Origin of the sequence: Pseudomonas sp. TWR3-1-1, from assembly GCF_049896545.1 — a bacterium.
Classification (GTDB): domain Bacteria; phylum Pseudomonadota; class Gammaproteobacteria; order Pseudomonadales; family Pseudomonadaceae; genus Aquipseudomonas; species Aquipseudomonas weihenstephanensis.
The window spans coordinates 161,163-180,075 of sequence record NZ_JAFCUO010000008.1 but is presented as its reverse complement, the minus strand read 5'-3'; the positions used below and the strand labels follow the sequence as shown (position 1 = coordinate 180,075).

The 18,913-nt window shown below is 52.6% G+C and carries 20 protein-coding genes; 10 read left to right on the top strand and 10 right to left on the bottom strand.

Features of this window, described 5'->3' with window-relative positions; genetic code table 11:
- Window positions 1-3: 3 nt before the first annotated feature.
- The 10 genes from ACP7A4_RS17765 to ACP7A4_RS17720 all read left to right on the top strand — a co-directional run bounded on the left by ACP7A4_RS17765 (window position 4) and on the right by ACP7A4_RS17720 (window position 11,440).
- Complete coding sequence (locus ACP7A4_RS17765; protein ID WP_059762412.1) at window positions 4-912, top strand: FHA domain-containing protein; 909 nt, start codon at window positions 4-6, stop codon at window positions 910-912.
- The gene (locus ACP7A4_RS17760; RefSeq protein WP_059762413.1) at window positions 909-2,267 is read left to right on the top strand and encodes a FliI/YscN family ATPase; all 1,359 of its coding nucleotides are present in this window, start codon (window positions 909-911) and stop codon (window positions 2,265-2,267) included. The genes ACP7A4_RS17765 and ACP7A4_RS17760 overlap by 4 nt, the downstream gene beginning before the upstream one ends.
- An 85-nt stretch (window positions 2,268-2,352) precedes the next feature.
- Window positions 2,353-2,682 carry a type III secretion protein gene (locus ACP7A4_RS17755; RefSeq protein WP_238938497.1) on the top strand — a complete coding sequence of 110 codons (330 nt, stop codon included), beginning with the start codon at window positions 2,353-2,355 and terminating at the stop codon, window positions 2,680-2,682.
- Window positions 2,683-2,915: 233 nt separating this feature from the next.
- Window positions 2,916-3,122, top strand: coding sequence for a type III secretion system HrpP C-terminal domain-containing protein (locus ACP7A4_RS17750; protein WP_165599918.1), 207 nt, complete (start codon window positions 2,916-2,918; stop codon window positions 3,120-3,122).
- The gene (locus ACP7A4_RS17745; RefSeq protein ID WP_059762416.1) at window positions 3,119-4,129 is read left to right on the top strand and encodes a FliM/FliN family flagellar motor switch protein; all 1,011 of its coding nucleotides are present in this window, start codon (window positions 3,119-3,121) and stop codon (window positions 4,127-4,129) included. The genes ACP7A4_RS17750 and ACP7A4_RS17745 overlap by 4 nt, the downstream gene beginning before the upstream one ends.
- Window positions 4,126-4,779: a type III secretion system export apparatus subunit SctR gene (sctR, locus tag ACP7A4_RS17740; protein ID WP_059762417.1), complete on the top strand. Its 654-nt coding sequence runs from the start codon at window positions 4,126-4,128 to the stop codon at window positions 4,777-4,779. The genes ACP7A4_RS17745 and sctR overlap by 4 nt, the downstream gene beginning before the upstream one ends.
- Before the next feature lie 10 nt (window positions 4,780-4,789).
- Complete coding sequence (sctS, locus tag ACP7A4_RS17735; protein WP_048363087.1) at window positions 4,790-5,053, top strand: type III secretion system export apparatus subunit SctS; 264 nt, start codon at window positions 4,790-4,792, stop codon at window positions 5,051-5,053.
- A gap of 9 nt (window positions 5,054-5,062) precedes the next feature.
- Window positions 5,063-5,860 carry a type III secretion system export apparatus subunit SctT gene (gene sctT, locus ACP7A4_RS17730; RefSeq protein ID WP_203303685.1) on the top strand — a complete coding sequence of 266 codons (798 nt, stop codon included), beginning with the start codon at window positions 5,063-5,065 and terminating at the stop codon, window positions 5,858-5,860.
- Window positions 5,857-6,954, top strand: coding sequence for a type III secretion system export apparatus subunit SctU (sctU, locus tag ACP7A4_RS17725; RefSeq protein WP_203303684.1), 1,098 nt, complete (start codon window positions 5,857-5,859; stop codon window positions 6,952-6,954). The genes sctT and sctU overlap by 4 nt, the downstream gene beginning before the upstream one ends.
- Before the next feature lie 271 nt (window positions 6,955-7,225).
- Entirely contained in the window at window positions 7,226-11,440 is a 4,215-nt protein-coding gene (locus ACP7A4_RS17720) for an AvrE-family type 3 secretion system effector (RefSeq protein WP_426247876.1), read from the top strand.
- Window positions 11,441-11,499: 59 nt separating this feature from the next.
- Here ACP7A4_RS17720 and ACP7A4_RS17715 read toward each other — a convergent pair whose 3' ends face one another.
- The 10 genes from ACP7A4_RS17715 to ACP7A4_RS17670 all read right to left on the bottom strand — a co-directional run bounded on the left by ACP7A4_RS17715 (window position 11,500) and on the right by ACP7A4_RS17670 (window position 18,646).
- A complete protein-coding gene (locus ACP7A4_RS17715; protein ID WP_048363091.1) occupies window positions 11,500-11,898 on the bottom strand; it encodes a type III secretion system chaperone in 399 nt (132 codons plus the stop codon).
- An 88-nt stretch (window positions 11,899-11,986) separates the two neighbouring features.
- A complete protein-coding gene (gene hrpT, locus ACP7A4_RS17710; protein ID WP_082706766.1) occupies window positions 11,987-12,190 on the bottom strand; it encodes an HrpT family type III secretion system protein in 204 nt (67 codons plus the stop codon).
- Window positions 12,187-14,271 carry a type III secretion system outer membrane ring subunit SctC gene (gene sctC, locus ACP7A4_RS17705; RefSeq protein ID WP_059762421.1) on the bottom strand — a complete coding sequence of 695 codons (2,085 nt, stop codon included), beginning with the start codon at window positions 14,269-14,271 and terminating at the stop codon, window positions 12,187-12,189. The genes hrpT and sctC overlap by 4 nt, the downstream gene beginning before the upstream one ends.
- Before the next feature lie 99 nt (window positions 14,272-14,370).
- Window positions 14,371-14,589: a type III secretion protein HrpF gene (locus ACP7A4_RS17700; protein WP_059762422.1), complete on the bottom strand. Its 219-nt coding sequence runs from the start codon at window positions 14,587-14,589 to the stop codon at window positions 14,371-14,373.
- Window positions 14,590-14,615: 26 nt separating this feature from the next.
- Window positions 14,616-15,227: a type III secretion system stator protein SctL gene (gene sctL, locus ACP7A4_RS17695; protein ID WP_059762423.1), complete on the bottom strand. Its 612-nt coding sequence runs from the start codon at window positions 15,225-15,227 to the stop codon at window positions 14,616-14,618.
- A gap of 570 nt (window positions 15,228-15,797) precedes the next feature.
- Window positions 15,798-16,610, bottom strand: a complete 813-nt coding sequence (gene sctJ / locus ACP7A4_RS17690) for a type III secretion system inner membrane ring lipoprotein SctJ (RefSeq protein ID WP_426247875.1) — start codon at window positions 16,608-16,610, stop codon at window positions 15,798-15,800.
- A 9-nt stretch (window positions 16,611-16,619) separates the two neighbouring features.
- A complete protein-coding gene (gene sctI, locus ACP7A4_RS17685; RefSeq protein WP_426247874.1) occupies window positions 16,620-16,988 on the bottom strand; it encodes a type III secretion system inner rod subunit SctI in 369 nt (122 codons plus the stop codon).
- A 127-nt stretch (window positions 16,989-17,115) separates the two neighbouring features.
- Window positions 17,116-17,388 (bottom strand): hypothetical protein, encoded by a 273-nt coding sequence (locus ACP7A4_RS17680; protein WP_203303679.1) that lies wholly within the window; start codon window positions 17,386-17,388, stop codon window positions 17,116-17,118.
- A 58-nt stretch (window positions 17,389-17,446) separates the two neighbouring features.
- Window positions 17,447-17,635: a hypothetical protein gene (locus ACP7A4_RS17675; protein ID WP_203303678.1), complete on the bottom strand. Its 189-nt coding sequence runs from the start codon at window positions 17,633-17,635 to the stop codon at window positions 17,447-17,449.
- A gap of 93 nt (window positions 17,636-17,728) precedes the next feature.
- On the bottom strand, window positions 17,729-18,646 hold the full coding sequence (locus ACP7A4_RS17670) for a sigma 54-interacting transcriptional regulator (RefSeq protein WP_426247873.1): 918 nt from the start codon (window positions 18,644-18,646) through the stop codon (window positions 17,729-17,731).
- Window positions 18,647-18,913: the final 267 nt, after the last annotated feature.

The window sequence follows — 18,913 nt, the reverse complement described above, 5'->3', positions numbered from 1 at the left end:
AGCATGGATACGTCTTGCGAGATATTCGAGCTACGCGTACTCAGCGGTTTGCATCAGGGCGCGGCTTTGCCTCTGTTTGGCGAGTGTTGGAGCATCGGTGCCAGCGAAGAAGCTGACCTGGGTTTATATGATCCTGGCGTTCATGTTCGACATGCGCAGTTGCAGCGCACTGGCGAGCACTGGTCGTTGCAAGCTCAAGAAGGCCTTTTGCAGGACGATGCGGGCGCTACCTTGGCGTACATCTCAAACCTTGTTCCTGGAGCCGAGTTTTCATTGGGTGGCATTCGTCTCTGCGTTGCTCATACCGAAAGCAGTTGGCCGCAAGCGCCAAGCCATTCGCCCTTTGAACCTGGCGATACGCTGACTGGCAAGGTGCCAGAAACGTCGAAAAAGGCAGCAAAAAAACCAATAGCAGGCGCATTGGCAGCGCTTGTACTGGTGCTGGCCGGCTCTTTTTTTCTGTCGCGCGATGAGGACGTACCCTTGGAGGTGCCGGTCCCTGTCGTTAATGAAAAACGCGTTCTCCTGACGGCCATCGACGTTCATCGGCAACTGCTTTCCATGCTCAGCGACCGTGAACTGAGTGCCCACGTCATTCTGGAGTCCACAAACCATCAAGTGACGCTGAGGGGGGACGTTCAGGTTGAGCAATTAGCGCTGGTCTCGCGGATGCTCAAACGATTCCAGCTTCAATTCGATACCTCGATAACCATTCATAACAAGGTTCAGCTCATTAGCCGTGAGTTGCCTTTCAAAATTGTTCAAATCATTGGCGGCCCTAAGGCCCATGTGGTGTTAGGGGACGGGCGCCGTCTGTTTTTTGGTGACGAAGTGGATGGGGTGCGCCTGACGGTTATCGAAAATAATCGTCTGTTGTTTGAAGGGCGCCAGCGCTATGAGGTGAGTTGGTGAGTCAGGCTTTTGAGGAAAGACTTGAGTCCTGGCAGCAACGCCAGTCGGCTTATCTGGCTCGTTTTTCACCGGTGACTGTGTGCGGCCGGATCCAGCGGGTCAATGGCACGTTGTTGCAATGTCGCTTGCCGCAGTCGCGTATCTCCGATTTGTGTGAGGTTCAGACGGCTGATAACAGCTGGATCCTGGCTGAGATTATTGGTTTTGATCAACAAGACGCGATGCTCAGTGCATTGGGGAGCCTGGAAGGTATTTGTGTGGGTGCTGCGGTCAAGCGACTGGGCGGAGCGCATCAGATTTGCGTTGCAGATAGTTTATTGGGGCAGGTGCTGGATGGCTTTGGTCGCCCACTCACAGGCAGCGGCTGGGGTGCATTTGCAACACCGTCCAGCGCCGACGCGGGTCCTGTGATGTGTGAAGCACCGCTGCCCACCGAAAGACCTCGTATCAACCGTGCCTTATCCACAGGCATACGCGCAATTGATGGTCTGCTGACCTTGGGTGAAGGGCAGCGGGTCGGGCTTTTTGCGGGCGCCGGCTGCGGTAAAACCACTCTGCTGGCTGAGATAGCTCGCAATGTTGATTGCGATGTCATCGTCTTCGGGTTGATCGGCGAGCGTGGGCGTGAATTGCGCGAGTTTCTTGATCATGAACTCGATGACGAGTTGCGATCCAAAGCCGTTCTGGTGTGTGCAACGTCTGATCGCTCCAGTATGGAACGTGCGCGCGCCGCCTTTACGGCGACGGCTCTGGCGGAGGGGTTTCGTCGTAAAGGCCAGCGAGTTTTATTGTTGATTGACTCGTTGACGCGCTTTGCCCGTGCCCAGCGTGAAATTGGCCTGGCGGCTGGCGAACCTTTGGGGCGAGGGGGCTTGCCGCCCTCCGTATACAGCCTGTTACCGCGCTTGGTTGAACGTGCAGGGCTGACCCAGCAAGGGGTGATTACCGCGATTTACACCGTGCTGATTGAGCAGGACTCCATGAATGACCCGGTTGCGGATGAAGTGCGCTCTCTGCTGGACGGCCACATTGTGTTGTCGCGCAAATTGGCAGAGCGCGGTCACTACCCGGCGATTGATGTGCTGGCCAGTTTGTCGCGGATTCTGAGCAATGTTGCCGAGCCGGGCCATGTGCAAAACATGACGGCTTTAAGGCGACTGCTGTCAGCGCATCAGCAGATCGAGCTGATGCTCAAATTGGGTGAGTACCAAGCAGGCAATGATGCGCTGACCGATATGGCTGTAGAGAGCCGACATCAAGTGGATGCTTTTCTGCGCCAGGACCTGCGTGAACCTACGCCGTTTTTGGCAACCCTGGACCAACTGAGTGAACTGACTGCCTATGTCCCATCCTGAAATGTTTTTGTGTGAAATACAGGCTTTGCAGCAACTGCGTCAGCATCGCGCAGACAGGGCCGCTCGGCAGTTACAAAGAGCTTACATGGCACAGCGTGTGTTGAGCGGGCGCATCCAACAGGCCCGCGAGCGTGTTGAGCAGGTGCGAGGGGTTGAAACCCGGCAATGCAATGAGTTGCTCAATCGTCACCGTGGACAGGTTCTTTCGCCCCAGGCTCTGACGAGCTGGGATGAGGATGAACGCAAATTGTCGGCGCAAACGACTCAGCAAAAAGCACATTTGCAGGAACTGTTTGATCAACAGGCACGCGAGAACGAACAGCTTGAACAGGCTCGATTGCAATCGAGCATCTGTTCGCGACAAGTTGAAAAACTCCGCGAGTTGTCTGCGTTGCTGGCGCAGGAGGAGGAATGACCCAACGGCCTGACTTAACCCCTTTACGCGTACAAGCACTGTCGTTTGAGGCTCATCCTGCGACTGCCCGGATGACTGACAGCAGTCTGTTCGCTCGCTTTGTGGCGCAACAGGGCACTGAAAAAAGTTGGGGTTGCAGTGAATCATTTACGCGGGCTGGTACGGGGTGCGATCTGCTTCAGGCCATCGGTGAGCGTTGTGGTCCTCGCTGGACCAGAGGTGTTAGCACACCCATGCAATTTGTGATCAGCCTGGCGCGGCGCGGGCGGATCAATGTCCGCGCGCACCATGAATATGCCGGGTGGACGTTCTCGTTGGAGGCCGAGCAATCAGCAACCCATCAATGGCTTATCGGCCAGCAGCCAGACTGCCAAGCGCGACTTTCACGCACGTTGGGTCAATCGGTCAGAGTGTTGGTGATACAGGAGCGTGTGCAGTGAGCGCGCCGGTGATCAAACTTCCCGTGCTGGACAGCCTGACTGTCCAGGCTTACCGCCGGTTGGGGCGAGGTTTGCGTTTTTCGTTCGAGGTCGCCGGTGAGGTGGGCGAACTATTGCTTGAGCCAGGGAGGGCTCCAGAGTGTGGCGTGTCGCTCTCATTAGAGACGCGTTGTGGAGTGATGACATTCAGCGATGCGGGCCCTCTGCTGAGTTTGATGGGCGATTGCCCTGTGGTGCTGGCTGATACTGAGAATGATCCGTGCTCATGGTTTTGGGCTTTATTTGAGCAGCGCATGAGTACGCAACTGGTCTCCGTTTTTGGCTATGTGCGGCCGATTGGCGACGTGCAACCGCAGACTTTTGAATGTCGGGCCAGCATTGCGTTGGGGCAAGCGCGTAGCGTCAGTCGGCTGAGGATGGCGCCTGAATCGTTACTGGCGCTGTATGAGTCCGGCCCTTGGCACCCCCTTAAAGCATCTGTGGCAGATCGCTTTCCATTTCTGATCCCAGTGATTTTGGGGCAGTTGCAAGTGTCCGTTGAGCAACTGCGCTCCGTTCAACCGGGAGACGTTGTCTTGCTGGAGAACACGCAATTGGACGGTGAGGGCGTTGGCCAACTGAATGTTGGGAAACTTCGGCTGCACGTGATGATTGACGATGAAGGTGCACGCAGGTGCTTGAACATTTGTTCTATCGAGGAAGTGGCTGTGGATGATGTTTTTTTTGCAAGTACGGACGTTGATGCAAATGCACAGGCGCAACGAGTGCTGGATGAGGACCAGTCGCTTGAACACCTGCCCTTGGCGTTGAGCGTCAGGTGTGGCGCACTGAAGTTGAGTCTGGGAGAGCTGCGCCAGCTGGCGCCGGGCGTGGTATTGAACATTGAAGGTTATAGCCCCGGCATGGCGGGACTCTATTACGGGGATCGGCCGATTGGTCTGGGGCAATTGGTGGAGGTGGATGGACGCCTGGGCTTGCAACTGTCACGCATCATTTTTTCGCAATGACCGTTCAAGGGGTTGATCCCCTATTGCTGGCGCTGTTTCTTGGCAGTTTGTCGTTGATGCCCATGCTGTTGGTGGTGTGCACAGCGTTTTTGAAGATATGTATTGTGCTGATGATCACCCGCAATGCCATTGGCGTTCAGCAAGTGCCTCCAAGCATGGCGCTGTATGGCGTTGCACTCGCGGCAACAATGTTCGTGATGGCTCCGGTGGGGTATGAAATTGCACAAAACCTCAAAGAGACACCTGTTGATTTAAGCAGCGTAAAAGCACTGCAAGAAAGTGGATTGCAAGCGGTAAAACCGCTGCAGGCTTTTATGAACCGCAACACAGACCCGGATGTGCTCACTCATCTTCAGGAAAGTGCCAAGCGCATGTGGCCCCCCGAAATGGCGCAACATGTTCAACGTGATGACCTGATTTTGTTAGTGCCCTCTTTTGTACTTTCGCAATTACAGGCCGGGTTCGAGATAGGTTTTTTGATTTATATCCCGTTCATTGTCATCGACTTGATTGTGTCAAACCTGTTGCTCGCGTTGGGTATGCAAATGGTTTCACCCATGACCATTTCACTGCCACTCAAACTACTGCTGTTTGTGTTGGTATCGGGGTGGACGCGCCTGCTCGACAGTCTTTTTCTTTCGTACCTGTGAGAGATGCCCTATGGACCCTACGCTGCTTTTCAAACAAGGCATGTTGTTGGTGGTGCTGCTGTCTGCGCCTCCGCTGATTGTGGCTGTGGTGGTGGGCGTCTTGACGTCCCTGGTCCAGGCATTGATGCAGATACAGGATCAAACCCTGCCGTTCGGGATCAAACTGGTGGCTGTGGGCATTACGTTGGCGTTGACGGGACGCTGGATCGGGGTCGAGATGATTCAACTCCTTAACCTCATGTTCGACATGGTTTCGCGCTCGGCGCGCGGATAGGGAGCGGTCATGACGCCACACATCCCCTTTCTTGAATACCTGCCCAGCATGGCCATTGCCATGGCGCGCTTGTATCCCTGTTTTTACATGGTTCCGGCCTTTTGCTTTCAGCATGTGCGCGGTATGCCGCGTCACGTCATTGTTTTTTCAGTCGCCCTTATGCCCGTCCCGGGGGTTCATCACCATTTGATGGCGTTTGATTACACCTTGTTGGCACTCTGTGGCCTGGTATTCAAAGAAGCGATTTTAGGTTTTTTGTTGGGCATGCTGCTGTCCATGCCTTTCTGGCTGTTCGAGTCAGTGGGCGCTTTGCTCGATAATCAACGAGGTGCGCTGATCGGTGGTCAACTCAACCCCTCGTTGGGGCCGGATGCCACGCCCATTGGACATATGTTCAAGGAATTGAGCATTTTTCTGCTGATTGTGACACTGGGTTTGACCAGCCTGACTCAGGTGCTATGGGACAGTTATTTGATCTGGCCACCGACCCTGTGGGTGCCGAACCTGGCAGCAGATGGGTATGCAGTTTTTTTAACCCTGCTGGGAGATACCATCACACATATGGTGTTGTACGCAGCGCCTTTTATCGCATTGCTGTTGATTGTTGAGTTCGCCATCGCCCTGCTAAGTCTCTACAGCCCGCAATTGCAGGTTTTTGTGTTATCGATGCCAGCCAAGAGTTTGGCCGGGTTATGTTTTTTGATTATTTACTTACCCCAGTTGCAGGATTTGATTGTGGGACGTATGGGGCTGCTGGATGACTTGAAGCACTCGCTGGCGTTGTTATTCACAGTGCCCGCCTCATGAGTGACTCTGGCGAAAAAAAATATGAAGCGAGCCAAAAAAAGCTTCAGGACCAACGCAAGAAAGGGCAAGTGGCACAGAGCCAGGATGTCGGCAAGTTGCTGGTTTTGGCGTTGTTGAGTGAGTTGGCGATGATGACGGCTCACGGGGTCATGCAGCGTCTTCAACAATTATTGGTATTGCCTGCTTCCCTGATCGGACAGCCCTTTATCCGTGCTTTACAAGAGGTAGTGGTAGAGGTCACTCAGGTGTTTCTTGGTTTGGCGTTGTTGATGACGGGCGGCGCCATTTTGATGAAGCTGATCAGCAGTTGGTTTCAGTTTGGTTTTCTGTTTGCCCCCGAAACGCTCAAGCCGGACTTCAACCGCCTCAACCCGATCAACCAGGCCAAGCAAATGTTCTCGGCCCAGTCGGTGATGAACATGTTGATGGGGCTGTTCAAAGCCGTATTGATCAGTTTTGTGCTCTATCGGGTAATCGGGCCTTCCCTGGGCGCCTTGGTGGGTTTGGTCAACGGTGATTTACCGGGTTACATCGATGCGTTGATTGTGTTGTTTCGGCATTTATTGCACGTTTGTCTAGGGATGCTGTTGGTTCTGGCGATGATCGATTTATCGCTTCAACGGTACTTTTTTGCAAAGCGTATGCGCATGACTTATGTCGATGTGGTCAAGGAATACAAAGATATGGAAGGCGACCCTCACGTGAAAATGATGCGCAGGGCATTGGCCCAAGAGATGTCGCAAGAGGGAGAGTCGGCCAAACCGCCGCCGCTCGAGGACGCGGACATGCTGCTGGTGAACCCGACCCATTTTGCTGTAGCGCTGTATTACCGTCCTCCGCACACCCCATTGCCAGTGTTAATCGATAAAGGCACGGATGCTCAGGCGCGGGACATGATCGTCAGAGCCAAGGCTGCGGATGTTCCGGTTGTTCAATGTGTATGGTTGGCCCGAACGTTGTATCGCGAAGAGCTGGGCCATTGCATCAGTCGAGAGACGTTACAGGCTGTGGCTGTGATTTATCGTACTTTGCATGAACTGGATGCCGAGGCACTTCGTGAAACCCTTGAGCTGCCGGAGCTTGATCGGTTGTAAGGGCTAAGGGAACCGAGTGTTAATTAACGGTCACTCAGGCTATATCAGCCAGTCAATCGAGTGTCTCATGCCCTTAAGTCCTTTAGATTGCATCATTCCTAATCTGAGTCAGCTCAATACGTCAAGCGCAGCGAAGCCTGGCCATGACGCCATAGCGCAAAAGCCAGCCTCTCGTGGTTTTGTTAAATGCTGCAGTGACCTCTTTCAACGAGGGCGAGCCAGCAAGCAACTTGTCGCATTGACTCAGTTTCGTCACTATCACGTGTCCTCAATGGCGTTCAACGCAACGTTGCAACACGGAAAAGTCGTTGTGCAAGGGTCGCAAGCCGGCCGAGAAATGGCCGATCGACTCAATCAGCTCCCCAAGCGCTTTATGCAAGACTCTGCGGGGGTAGACAAAGGCCAAGGGCTACGTTTTGTGGATCAAAAGCTCAATGTTTTTCATCTTTCATGTACGCCGGCCGCTGCGGCTGTGTTCAAAAGCAGCCGCACTCAGGCTGCCAGTCCTGAGGTCATAAATAACCCGGGGAGAGCGCATTTAGGGCAAGTCAGCGGTGTACACACAACGCAAGAAGGTGATCAGTTTCGTTTGATAGAACAGCGTTTGCATCGCTTTGAACCTCAAACGGACACCTGGTTACCCGACAAAGATCAGGGGCAGTACCAACGACTTGGTTTGACCAATGAGGGCGCGTTGATGAAGGTGCCGCAGGGCATCAGTGACATGAGTGTTGAGGGCACCACGCAGGTGAGCCTGATGCAATCAGAAGACGACATGTCCCTTGAAATTGCTAACACGGCAACAGGTGGTGCTCCTGCACGGCTGACACCTGTCAGTGAGTCTGGTGAGCCTGTTGCACTGACCCGAATCGGGTTGGCAGGTCATACGCTCTTTGCCACCACTGAAGACGGCGAGCTGCTTCGCGCAGATTTGCGAAGTGCTGATAAAAGCCTTTTGCAGATGCACCAGGTGCCCGTCGAGTTGCCCAAAAGCGGCGCTCATGTCAAAGGCTTCATGCATGACGATAATGGCCAGCTTAATGCGTTGGTGGCTGATAACTACAAGCAACTGCATAGCAATCCATTAACGGATAACCCCCGATTGTTACCGGAGTGGAACCTTACTGACGTGATGCTCAAAGTCGTCGACAGAGGGGTGCCAGACCTTGAGTTGAAAGCATTGGCGGGCAGTATCGATCTTGGGCAGCGGGGTAAAGTTGCGCTCGAGGGTGGCACGCTGATGTCTTGGGACTCGGCAGCACAGAGTTGGGACAAGACCCAGCATGTGGATGTGGATCATCTGGCGCGCGGTCTGGATGGTCGTGCTTATGCGCTGCAAGCAGGCCAGTTGAAAGAACTGGCAACACTCAAAAGCCGAGAGCCGGTCCATATGGGCGGCAGTTATGACTTGGCCCCTCCCGCCCGTGCACAGACACACGTCACTCTTACTGAGGTCATGGCTGGCGATGAGGAGCGGATGATCACTGGCTTTGCAGTTGAAAACGGCAAACGCTTTGTGAGCCTCGATGATAAAAATCAGTTGCACGCGCACATTGATGGGAAGGAAAAAACCTTAACGTTTACCACTCCCAGCCCTTTGAAGGCCCTGGCGCTGGATCACCTGGGCAACCTTTATGGGCAAACCCAAACGGATGGCTTAGTCAGGCTGGACAAAGCAGATTGGCAATCCCCGGACGTATCGGACCTCGCCTGGACGCGTGTTCAATTGCCGGACAACCAGCCGCTTAAATCATTACGCATGGGCGCTGACCAGCATTTGATCGCCAGTTGGGGTGAAAATAATCCTCAGGAGAAGCGTTGGGGCGAGAAAAACCGGCGACTGGATATCTCGGCGCAGGGAGCGCTGCAATGGGGGCCGGTTACTTCATCGAGCAACAAAGATGCATCGCCGATAAGTTCGGTCCTGATGCAGGGACAAATGAAAGGGCACATCAACGCCACTACCGCGTGGGGCGCTTCGTCAACGGTCTTGGGTCAAACTCAAGAAGGTGTCACTGAGAGCGGTGGGTACTTCAAGGGTTTTGGAACTCATTTCAAGCCTGTAGAAAGTTTTAAAGAAGTCGGGCGCGATATTCAGCATCACTTTAAAGGGCGGGTGGGGCTGCAGGGTTTATACGCGAATGACAAGGCGTTGCGCACTGAGCTTAAAAACCTGGCGAATGCCCAGCCTGCTACGACAGACATGACCACACGCCTAGAGCAGTTGAGCCTGAAGACATCGACTCAACCGCTCGCCGATGAGCTCAAAAGCGCGCTGGTTCTGGTCGAAGGTAAAAGTGCTCCTCTGGCGACCCGTTTGGGTGAGATGCATGGGGCAACAGTCACCCCTGAGCACAATGGAGTCACAGCCAAAAAGCCTCCGTCTTCCGACTCAAGCCTTAATCAGATGCGACAGGCTTTTGAGCGGTTGTCGCCCTCGCAGACCAACGCCACGGCTGCTTTGCTACGCAGTTATGAGGGGCAGGGTGTTGCGTTATCGAAGTGGTCAGCTGATGTCACTCGGGACGTGAAAAACCCGACCGCGTTGGTTGAAGGCGGTTTGATTCATCATGCGCTAACACTTTCTCGGTTAAGTCACTTAGTCACGGCACTGGAGGGCGAAGCGCCGGACCTGGTAAAGCTTGGGGGTGAACTCAAAGGCATCATGCAGGACTATCACGACAGTCCTGTGCATAAAAAATCCTCGCAAAACATCAATAACTTCGCGCAAGCCGAAGCGCTGTATAAAAACTTCAAATTGTTATCCAAAGACCTTGGCACGCCAGGCGGTGCATTGAGTTTCCATATTTCCCGCCTGCTGGGTGTTGCCGAAGGCAAGGGTCTCAAAGAAGCGCTGTTACAAGACATCTTGCAGTCTTCCAGCGGGCAATCTCTGACCTCAAGCAGAGACAAAAAGAAGAGCGTCGGCCTGATAGCGTTTGATATTCAACCTGTGCCTATCATTGAGTTTTTTGTCGGCGCCTCGAGAGAGAAATCCAACAGTGTGAGCATTAGCCGAACAGACACCGGGGCCAATGTAAAGATCGGCATGAATACCGCGCACTCCTTGTCAGGTTCGATAGGTGCCGGGGTGACGCCGTTATCGACAGGAAGCGGGGTGTTGGTGGGGAATGTGCGATTGGGCACTGAACTTGAATTGACAGTGGCGCATGGCAGAGGGAGTGCGATTGATTTTGATGTAAAGGAGGCTGATCTTCCTAACATGCTAGAAAGCCTTTTTGGGGGGGACTTAGACGGCTTACTGAGTTTGGGTGCGGACCATAAATCGGGTAAAACAGCGAAAACAGGTGCGGACCTCACAGTGGGTGTCTATGCACAAGCCCGCGCCAATGTGATTGGTCAAGAAAGTTCAGGAACACTCAGTGGTGTGATGCGCGCAGCCATCGGGGGGGCGGCCAGTCTTAATCTTGCCCACTGGGGCAATAGCCATTCCGTTACGCAGGGGGATTTGGATATCAGTGAGAGTCATGGATCGGATACCCAACTTCTTAGTCGGGGTGGCGTTTCGGCCGGTAATTTTCTGGGTGCCACGTTGGGAATGGCACAAGTTGAGCCCAATGGTGCAAAGTTGGCCAGCTATGCTTCACCCACTGTGTCTTTCGCGGTGAGTTTCGATCGCAGTGTGGCGAACAGCTTTAACTTTACGTTCACACGGCCTGACGCTGTAAAGCCTGAAGCACTCGCAAAAGTGTGTGATGCTGTCGCACAAGTGTTCCCTGAATACAGATCAGCACTTCAGGCCATACCTTTGACGGCGACACAAGACATCGGTGAGCAACTGCAAACGGTTAAGCGCTTATTAGATACAGCGTCGGTTCCGGTGCATAAGCGTGAGCAACAACATGCGCTCAAAGATCAACTCGACGGCCTTCAACGCCAGCATCAGCAGCATGCACAGAACGGGCGAGCCTTAAGCTCAGTGGCTCGCACGGTTTCCTATGTGGGCTTGAATGGTGATTCACGTCACTCTTGGCTGAACGATGCGTCACCTGCCAACAAGGCCGCAATCATTCAGTTACTCGAGAATCAGCCAGAGTTGGCTCGAACGGTTAAGTCACTAGAGAGCAGTGAGGGCACGTCTGTGAGCATCGGCCTGGAATTGAAGCCGAGTGTGTTACGCGCACTTGAAGGCACGCTGATGAAAGGACAGGATGGCGACGGTGAAATCGAGCGGGCCTTGCAAAATGTCGATAACGTGCGGGTGAAAAGTTTTGGCGTCAGTTACAGCGCCAGCCGCTCGGATCGTCGGGTGTTTCCACTGCCTTTACCACTGCTTTCAATCTCGAGTGCTGCTGGAATCAGCCATGCACATAAATTGCTTAGTGCGGAGTTTGAATACGGTAAGGATCAGAACACGCCCCTGAGAATGAAATTCAAGGATGCGATGGCGGCCCCCGAGCGTACGGATTCAAACCCGGCGTTGAGGGAGCAGAAGATTCGCGATCAGCTCAGAACAGAGGTGTAAGGCGGGGTTGGCGTTACGTTGTATCGAACGATGCAACGTAACGCCAATGGGGCGAAGGCTTAGGCGGTTTGACTGAGAAGTGCGCGGGTTTCGCCGACTTGTTCAATAAAGCCTGTGACCCATTGGCAAAATGATTCTTCCGTTAAAAAAACCATCGGGCACTGTGCGCATAAACGCTCTTCCCCTGTTTCATCCAGTGCCAACCAGCAACCGTTGAGCTTATCGGGTTGCAGATTCAACTTGAGCAACTGGCTGTGCCTGTCAGGCGCATGGCTGCGAGTACCCATCGCACAGTGCAATATAGCCGTCGTGCTCATGGGTAAAAGCTCGATGATGCACATTTCCAGTTGTTGCTTGTCGAACAGAGCGCACACCCCATTCTCCAGTTGCAAATTAACCTTGAGGTACTGACTAAGCGCCGCCACCAGTTGGTGCGGCGCAGGGCTATTTTTATGCATGCCAGGTTCCTGAGGGATTGTGAATACACGCCAGGTCAGCTATGAAGTCAGGCGCTGCAAGCGAATTGGCCTGAGCGCCTATTAAGGCTTAGCGTTTTAGCGATACGGCCTGATGGTCTGCCTGTTCTGTGCTATGCCCTGTTTCAACCCGCATGTCTGCAGGCCACCAAATCACCAGCGATTCAGTCTTCGACTCCGGACGTTCACAAGAGTCACCGCGACATTGGGGAGTACAGCCTTGAAGTATGAACAAGATGCCGGCAGCGAGGCCAATGCGTATAAATCGGGTCATTTAGGAGTGCTCCTCGCCGCAGGGGCTAGTAGTGAAGGGCGTGTGACGGCGGTACTTTCATTTTTATTGCGCGTGCGCGTGGCAATGAACACTTCAGCTTTCTCACCTGGCGCCAGCCAGGCTTGAGGCCAGATACTGACCGCCAAGGTATGCTCATTACTGCATTCACTTTCATCAATGCGCACGTAGCGATCGCCCTTGTTGTGCAGGACCAGTACTGCCACGTTGTAAAGCGCGCCTGAGTACCATTGACTTGCCCCAGGGACAGGGCTTAAGGGGCTAGGCGTTTTACAGACAACCCCTGCGCCAGTGGGCATCGGTCCCGCCTTGAACTTCTTGGGCACTTGTCCGGTGACGAGATTGGCGAGTGTTTCGGCGACATCTGCGCGTTTCACAATGGGAAGATGTTCAGCCCTGCGCCGCGCCAATGGCGCGAACGCTGCGCTCAGGTGATCTTGATCCGACTGTGGCAGATAGCGCACAGGATTGACCTGGTCGCCAACCAGTCGAGGGGTCAATATGAAAAGACGTTCACGTCGGTTGTTACTGGTTATTGTTGAAGAGAACAGGGCTTTGCCTATCAACGGGGTTCGGCTCAATAACGGAACACTGTTAACGCGGTCAACTTCTTCAGCCACATGAAAGCCACCAATCACCAGTGATTGCTTTTCGGCGATCACCGCTTGAGTACTGACCCTGGCCTTGCGGACGTCTGGGGTGTCATAGGCGATATCTCCGCCAGCGACTTCAGAGAAATTACCATCCTCGATATCCACGATCAGATGAATCTGACTGCCCCCATTGGTGTTAATAACGCGTGGGATTACCTGGAAACTGGTGCCCACTGTGACAGGCATGATATTCGCTACGCCATCACCAACCGCTTTGATGTATTGCGTACGGTTGAAGTCGATAATCGCCGGTTGATTTTCCAGTGTCATGATGGACGGGTTAGAGATGACAGTGGCTAAACCGCGCTCCTCCAATGCTCTGATGTCGGCAGCGAAGCGACTTCTGTTGGTAATGGATAAGGTTGACGAAGAGCCTGCTGCGAGGTTTTGCATGCCAGTCCCGAAACGGCTGTTTTGAAACCCCCAGTTGACCCCTAGCTCTTTGAGTTGGGTGCGGTTGATATCAAGAATGACAGCATCAATCTCAACCAGCTTGCGGGCAACATCGAGTTTGGCGATCAAGGTTTGATACAACGCATTGCGTTGCGGCAAGTCATAGATCAACACGCTGTTATTGCGTACGTCGGCTTCGACCCGAACTTTAGACAGGCCCGGCGGGATTATGTCCGTCAGTGTGGAGTCGTAAGGCGTAGAGGCCGGCAAGTTGGGCAGTTTGGACATCATTTGAGAAGAGGGCAAAACACCGGTTTTGTTTGCCGAGGCAGGATCGAGAAGCCCGCGCAATAAGCTGGCAATTCCAGGAACTATCAGTTTCTCTCCGCGGTAGTCGATCTGACGATCCGCCGCATTTGCAAACTGCAAGGAGAAGGTCAAAACATCCTGTTTTTCGGCCAGATCGGAGTCTTTGCGCGTAAATGATTTGATCTGCTCTACATAGCGTTTTGGGCCCGACACCAAGACCTGGCCGATTTCAGGCAGCTCTCCCCAACCAAAACGATCGTCCAGCAGGCCGATATGAATAAGGGCTTGTTTTAAATCAGACACGGCCTCTTCAGCGACCTCAAGCCGTTCAGAGGTTTGCTGACTCAATGAGCTGATGTAGAGCGTATTGTTATAGACGAACCATTGGAAGCGATGCTCCAGTGCCAACCGCTCCATTAAATTGAACAGTGTATTGGACCGGATTTTCCCATGCACGGCGCCTTCTAACTCGCCCTCAATTTGAAGTTGAAGCCCTGCTGAATGAGCCAAGTCTTCCAGAAAGTCGCGCAGTGTCCTGTTGACAGCATCATACGCGTAAGGTGTTTTCTTCCACTCTTCTGGCACTGCGGCCATGGCCTGCGGAGTGTGCATATGAAGGAACAGTAATAATGCTAAACCGCCCGCGCGTCTGAGTGAAGCGCGCAGGAAAAGATTCAAGCCGGTTGGGCCTGGGGAGGTATTAGGCATGGAAAGCACTCTATTTATTGCACCGTTACAAGATGCGACTTTTATCGAGGTGACGTTTAATTCACCGCTCTTCGAGTTGTCGTGCAAAGGGCAGGTGATTTATTGCACTGCATCAATGATGGATTTGGTCAGGCTGTGTTTAAAGCGGGTTTGCTCAGTCATTGAGAACGTGGCAGAGGCCATTCGTTGTGACGCGCTCAGGAAACTGATCATGTCTTGTTGACTGCCCTGATTGCTCATCGCAATAGAGTCGATATTTTTTTGCGCCTGTTCAAAACGGTTGTCAATTCGTCGCTGGATGCTTTCGAATGATGGCATGTAGTTCTCTCCTAGTGATGAACTGACTACTGTGTGGTATTGAGTTTTGAATCGGTTCCATCAGGCGGGTCAGGTAGCAATAAGGCATCCCGCGTTGTGAACCAATCGATATGCAGATCGCCATGTTCTGATACCAGCACGAGGGACAAAGGGGGGAGAGATTCATCAGGCTCCAACTGCCAAACATTGTCTACGTGGGTAGATAACCATTGCTGGATGTCTTCTTGGGCGTCCGGATGACAGCGCAAAACGGTGCTAAGTGAAGGGCATTGAACGCGTAGCAGTTGTGCAAGTAGCGCTGTGATACGCGATGTGTGCGGCACCTCATCAAGTAAACGAAGCAAGGCTTGATTTACCACTTGAGTGGCGTTTGACTCCAGCGCCTGGCACTGGGCTGAGTGTTGGGTTGCCCACTGCGCCAGTTGTGCATTGGCCATACCCCAAAACTCAGACCGGGCCTTTTCACATGCTGCTTCTGAAGCGGTGTGTGCGGCCCTGAGCAACGCATCCACTTTGCTATGTGCCTGCGTCAGCATCTGTTGAGCCTGGCCGCAGTCGAGGAGTGTTTGATGGGGCATCAGTAGTGACGGCAGCCCTGGCAAATCTGCTCGCAGTTCAATCTTGCGTCGTAACAACATCCTCAAGCTCCTGTTCATCTAAAAGAGAGGTTGCGGCTGCTTCGTTGAACTTGATGCTTTTCCACAGCACCGCTTGCCACAGTGATTGAAGCTTTAGTGCTGCAATGGCGTGAGGTGTTATGAGTTCAAGCGCACTGACTCTGGAGCGAGCAAAGCTCAAACGCAGGCGTTGCCAAACGGCTGGCGTTACCCAGGCCCTTAACAGCTGTAGAGTGTCATCGCTCGTCGCTAGCCAGTCAGTGGGGCGCAAGACCTTGGATAAACGTTGGCACCAGAGTTGCTGAGTCGTGCACAACGAGTTGGGCAGCTGGGGGCGACAGATACAGTCGACCAGCGTCAAAACGAATGCCTGGTGCGTAGCTGGCGCCAATATGAAATGGAGTAGGGCGCGATCAGGTTCGACAGGCAGGCAAGGCGTAATAGCAAAAGCCCTGCCTGTGCGAGCGTGCTGGCTACGGGTTAACGTGCGTGCCTGTTCAATGGGCAACGCCTCGAGTTCGGCGTCATACCAATCGGGGTGAGCCTGCTTCCAGGCCATCGCCCACCACCGTGCCCATAACTCACCCTCGCTCATGGTGCACCCGTGATGTGAGGCTCGTTGTCAGGCAACGCCGCTGCAGGGTCTTCAGGTTTAGGTCGACGCGAAGGTTTTTTTAACCAAATCAGAATCGCAATGATCATCAGCGGCGGAGCGGAAATAAGGGCCACGAAGAGTTTTTTCCAAAATCCCTGGTTCTGCTCGGGAATAAGAAAAGGCCCCAGAAAGACCAGTGATTGTTTTTCCAGATAAGCGGTGGAGGGGACGAACACCGTGGTTATTTTATTGGGAGTTTCAATGGCTGAAGCCATACCGGGAATGCTGCTGGCAACCAGTCTTCGTACGCGTGCCTGAATACTGTCCGGGTCCAGTTTTGTATCGTGCTTGATAAAAACTGATGCAGACGCAGGTTGTACCGGCTCTCCAGGGGCTACTCGCTCAGGCAACACGACATGCACGCGAGCCACAATGACGCCGTCAATCTTTGACAGCGTGGCCTCGAGCTCTTGTGAAAGCGCATAGATATAGCGCGCACGTTCTTCCAGGGGGGTTGAAATGACCCCTTCCTTACGAAAAATGTCCCCAAGATTAGTGCGTTGGGCGCGTGGTAGTCCTGCTGCTTCCAGCACATTGACGGCGCGGCTTATATCGCTAGCGCGGATACGTACGGACACACCGCTTTTAGCAGGAATTTTTTGGGCATTGATCTGCTTGTTAGCCAGCTCAGCGATAACTTCATTAGCCTCCTGTTCGGAAAGCTCACGGTGAAGCTCCACATGTTCGCCACACCCCGCCATGCTTAACATGGTGATAAAGAACAGGCCTTTGAAGAGATCACGCACCATGTTTTTTACCTAAGAGAGGTTGGTCAGTTTTTCGATAGCTTGTGACGTTTTGCTGATCATTTTGGCTGTTAGTTGAGTCTCAAGATGAAAGGCTGACATGGCGCGGGTTGATTTGACCATGTTCATAGGGTCCGTATGGCGGCCTACTTTTTGCAGCGCGCGTGCAGCCTGATTTGACAGCCCCTGCAGGAAATCGGAGCGCTGCGTCAATGATTGACCTGCCTTGTTATCTAGCGACACGCTGTTGACTGATGCGGGGTCGTTATTTTTTAAAACAGCATTAAACCAGCCCACGTCAAGTTGCTCGGGTGCCGATGTAGATGTCTTTGTATAGGCGGATAAAGAAGGTGTTTGTACGTCCTGGATATTTATATTCATAAAGACGCTCTGGTCGATAAGAAGGCTTGGCAGAGATAACAGCCCACGTGCCGTAGTTAAAGGTTCCCCCGCTGTGAGAGCGGGGGATAAACAGTCCTGTCGAAATGCTAGGGCTGAACCTGACTGGTTAATATTGAACTTGTTTTGCGGAGCTGCTGATAGTGTTGGACGCTTTATTACCGGAATCAATAGCGCCGGCCATGATGGCATTAATGCCGTCAGTGACGATCTTGCTCTGAGCCGCTTTAGATTGCATTTCAGTCATGCGTGCTTGCGCTTCATCTTGTAGTTTCAACGCTTTTCGAGAAGCTTCTTCCGATTTGTTGTTTTCTCCGCTGCCTACAAAACCAGCACTGCCACCAATGACGCTGTTAAATAAACCGCTATTATTTCCGATCATAGTGTATTTCCTGTGTAGTTATTGCCGTGGGTGTTTAAATAACTGCATGAGCGCGTTGTCAATACGAAATAGGTTCCTTGGTTTGTGAATCAGGAGCCTTGATACTTTCCAAGTGCTTATCGATGCCCTTGGAAATATTGTCCAAGCCAAATTTAACAACGTCTTTGGCAATGCTGCCAACGGTTTCAACGACTGATTGCACGATGGGCGCAACAAGAGGCGCTAATAGCGCGACTAATGGAATCATTGATTGACCTCCAGGAACACTTGTTTAAGGGAGTGCGTCTTGTGTTCATCTTGTGAGTGCTGTTTTTTCTCAGGGTGTTCCAATAAATGTTGATTATGAAATGTCTAATTGTTTCATTCGGTGGTACAGCGTGCGTTTCGCGATCCCTAACTCAAGGGCCACGGCATCGATGCTGTGCAGGTGGCGTCGCAGTGAGTCTTGTATCAAAAGTTTTTCTATTTGTTGTAAGCGGAACTTCAAACTCATGTCGGCGTCCGCATCCTCTCTGGCGCCTGATGAAATGGGCAGTAGCCCAAGTACCAGTCGTTTGGCAGTGGATCGTAATTCCCTGACATTGCCCGGCCAGTCATGGCACACCATTTGTTGCAGCAGCGAGCTGTCGGGAATGGGAGCTAGTGATTTGAAATGCTCTGCTTCTTGCTGGATAAGGCTCATGAATAAAGGAATGATTTGCTCCCGCTTTTCACGCAAAGGCGGCAAATTGAGGCTAACGACATTAAGACGGAAATAAAGATCGCGCCTGAACAGACCTTGTTCAACCATATCTATCAACGAGGTTTGGGCTGAGGCGATAACGCGCATGTCCAGCGCTATAAGTTTTGTAGACCCCAAGCGTTCAACACCACGGGTTTCAAGTACCCGTAATAATTTGGCCTGCAAGGTCAGGGGCATACTGTCTATTTCATCGAGATACAGGGTGCTCATATTTGAGGCTTCAATAAAACCTGCGCGCGACTGCACTGTTCCCGTAAATGCTCCGTGCGTCACACCAAAGAGTTGGCTCTCGGCAAGCGTTTCAGGAATGGCAGCGCAATTGATGGCGATAAAACTGCCTCGTCGGCCTGACAAGCAATGAATTCGCTCTGCCAATGTATCTTTGCCTGTACCTGTCTCACCATGTAACAAGATATCAATGTTGAGTGTGGCGATATTGTTGACGATTTCGTCTAGCGCGGGATCTTCAAGTTGAAATGTGTCGTGAACATTATTTTTTTTATGTGGAGACACCATATTTCTACTCCAATAATCATTTTTTCAACTGATCTTGCACGCGGGGCACTATTCTGAAGATCGAGGTAAAAGGTGTTTTCATTTAATATAAATTATTTCGGTACCACCCCCTCCTGTGGGCCAGCCACCTGGGTGTGAAAAATAAAGGGCGCACAGTATGCTCGGTGTGCTTGGAGTGAAAGGTATGTTGAGAACTCCCATGCTCCTTAGGTTTTGATTTTAGAGTGGTCGAGGCATGGATTGAGCGCCTATGTTCTTTGATTGCAG

Bases quoted from the DNA above. Each gene is read 5' to 3' on its own strand.
- sctU (WP_203303684.1), top strand. From the start codon at position 5,857: ATGAGTGACTCTGGCGAAAAAAAATATGAAGCGAGCCAAAAAAAGCTT.
- ACP7A4_RS17670 (WP_426247873.1), bottom strand. From the start codon at position 18,646: ATGGTGTCTCCACATAAAAAAAATAATGTTCACGACACATTTCAACTT.
- sctL (WP_059762423.1), bottom strand. From the start codon at position 15,227: ATGTTGTTACGACGCAAGATTGAACTGCGAGCAGATTTGCCAGGGCTG.
- sctR (WP_059762417.1), top strand. From the start codon at position 4,126: ATGACCGTTCAAGGGGTTGATCCCCTATTGCTGGCGCTGTTTCTTGGC.
- sctC (WP_059762421.1), bottom strand. From the start codon at position 14,271: ATGCCTAATACCTCCCCAGGCCCAACCGGCTTGAATCTTTTCCTGCGC.
- ACP7A4_RS17680 (WP_203303679.1), bottom strand. From the start codon at position 17,388: ATGATCGGAAATAATAGCGGTTTATTTAACAGCGTCATTGGTGGCAGT.
- sctT (WP_203303685.1), top strand. From the start codon at position 5,063: ATGACGCCACACATCCCCTTTCTTGAATACCTGCCCAGCATGGCCATT.
- ACP7A4_RS17765 (WP_059762412.1), top strand. From the start codon at position 4: ATGGATACGTCTTGCGAGATATTCGAGCTACGCGTACTCAGCGGTTTG.
- ACP7A4_RS17750 (WP_165599918.1), top strand. From the start codon at position 2,916: ATGCAATTTGTGATCAGCCTGGCGCGGCGCGGGCGGATCAATGTCCGC.
- ACP7A4_RS17700 (WP_059762422.1), bottom strand. From the start codon at position 14,589: ATGCCATCATTCGAAAGCATCCAGCGACGAATTGACAACCGTTTTGAA.
- sctJ (WP_426247875.1), bottom strand. From the start codon at position 16,610: ATGGTGCGTGATCTCTTCAAAGGCCTGTTCTTTATCACCATGTTAAGC.
- sctS (WP_048363087.1), top strand. From the start codon at position 4,790: ATGGACCCTACGCTGCTTTTCAAACAAGGCATGTTGTTGGTGGTGCTG.
- sctI (WP_426247874.1), bottom strand. From the start codon at position 16,988: ATGAATATAAATATCCAGGACGTACAAACACCTTCTTTATCCGCCTAT.
- ACP7A4_RS17720 (WP_426247876.1), top strand. From the start codon at position 7,226: ATGGCGTTCAACGCAACGTTGCAACACGGAAAAGTCGTTGTGCAAGGG.
- hrpT (WP_082706766.1), bottom strand. From the start codon at position 12,190: ATGACCCGATTTATACGCATTGGCCTCGCTGCCGGCATCTTGTTCATA.
- ACP7A4_RS17715 (WP_048363091.1), bottom strand. From the start codon at position 11,898: ATGCATAAAAATAGCCCTGCGCCGCACCAACTGGTGGCGGCGCTTAGT.
- ACP7A4_RS17755 (WP_238938497.1), top strand. From the start codon at position 2,353: ATGGCACAGCGTGTGTTGAGCGGGCGCATCCAACAGGCCCGCGAGCGT.
- ACP7A4_RS17675 (WP_203303678.1), bottom strand. From the start codon at position 17,635: ATGATTCCATTAGTCGCGCTATTAGCGCCTCTTGTTGCGCCCATCGTG.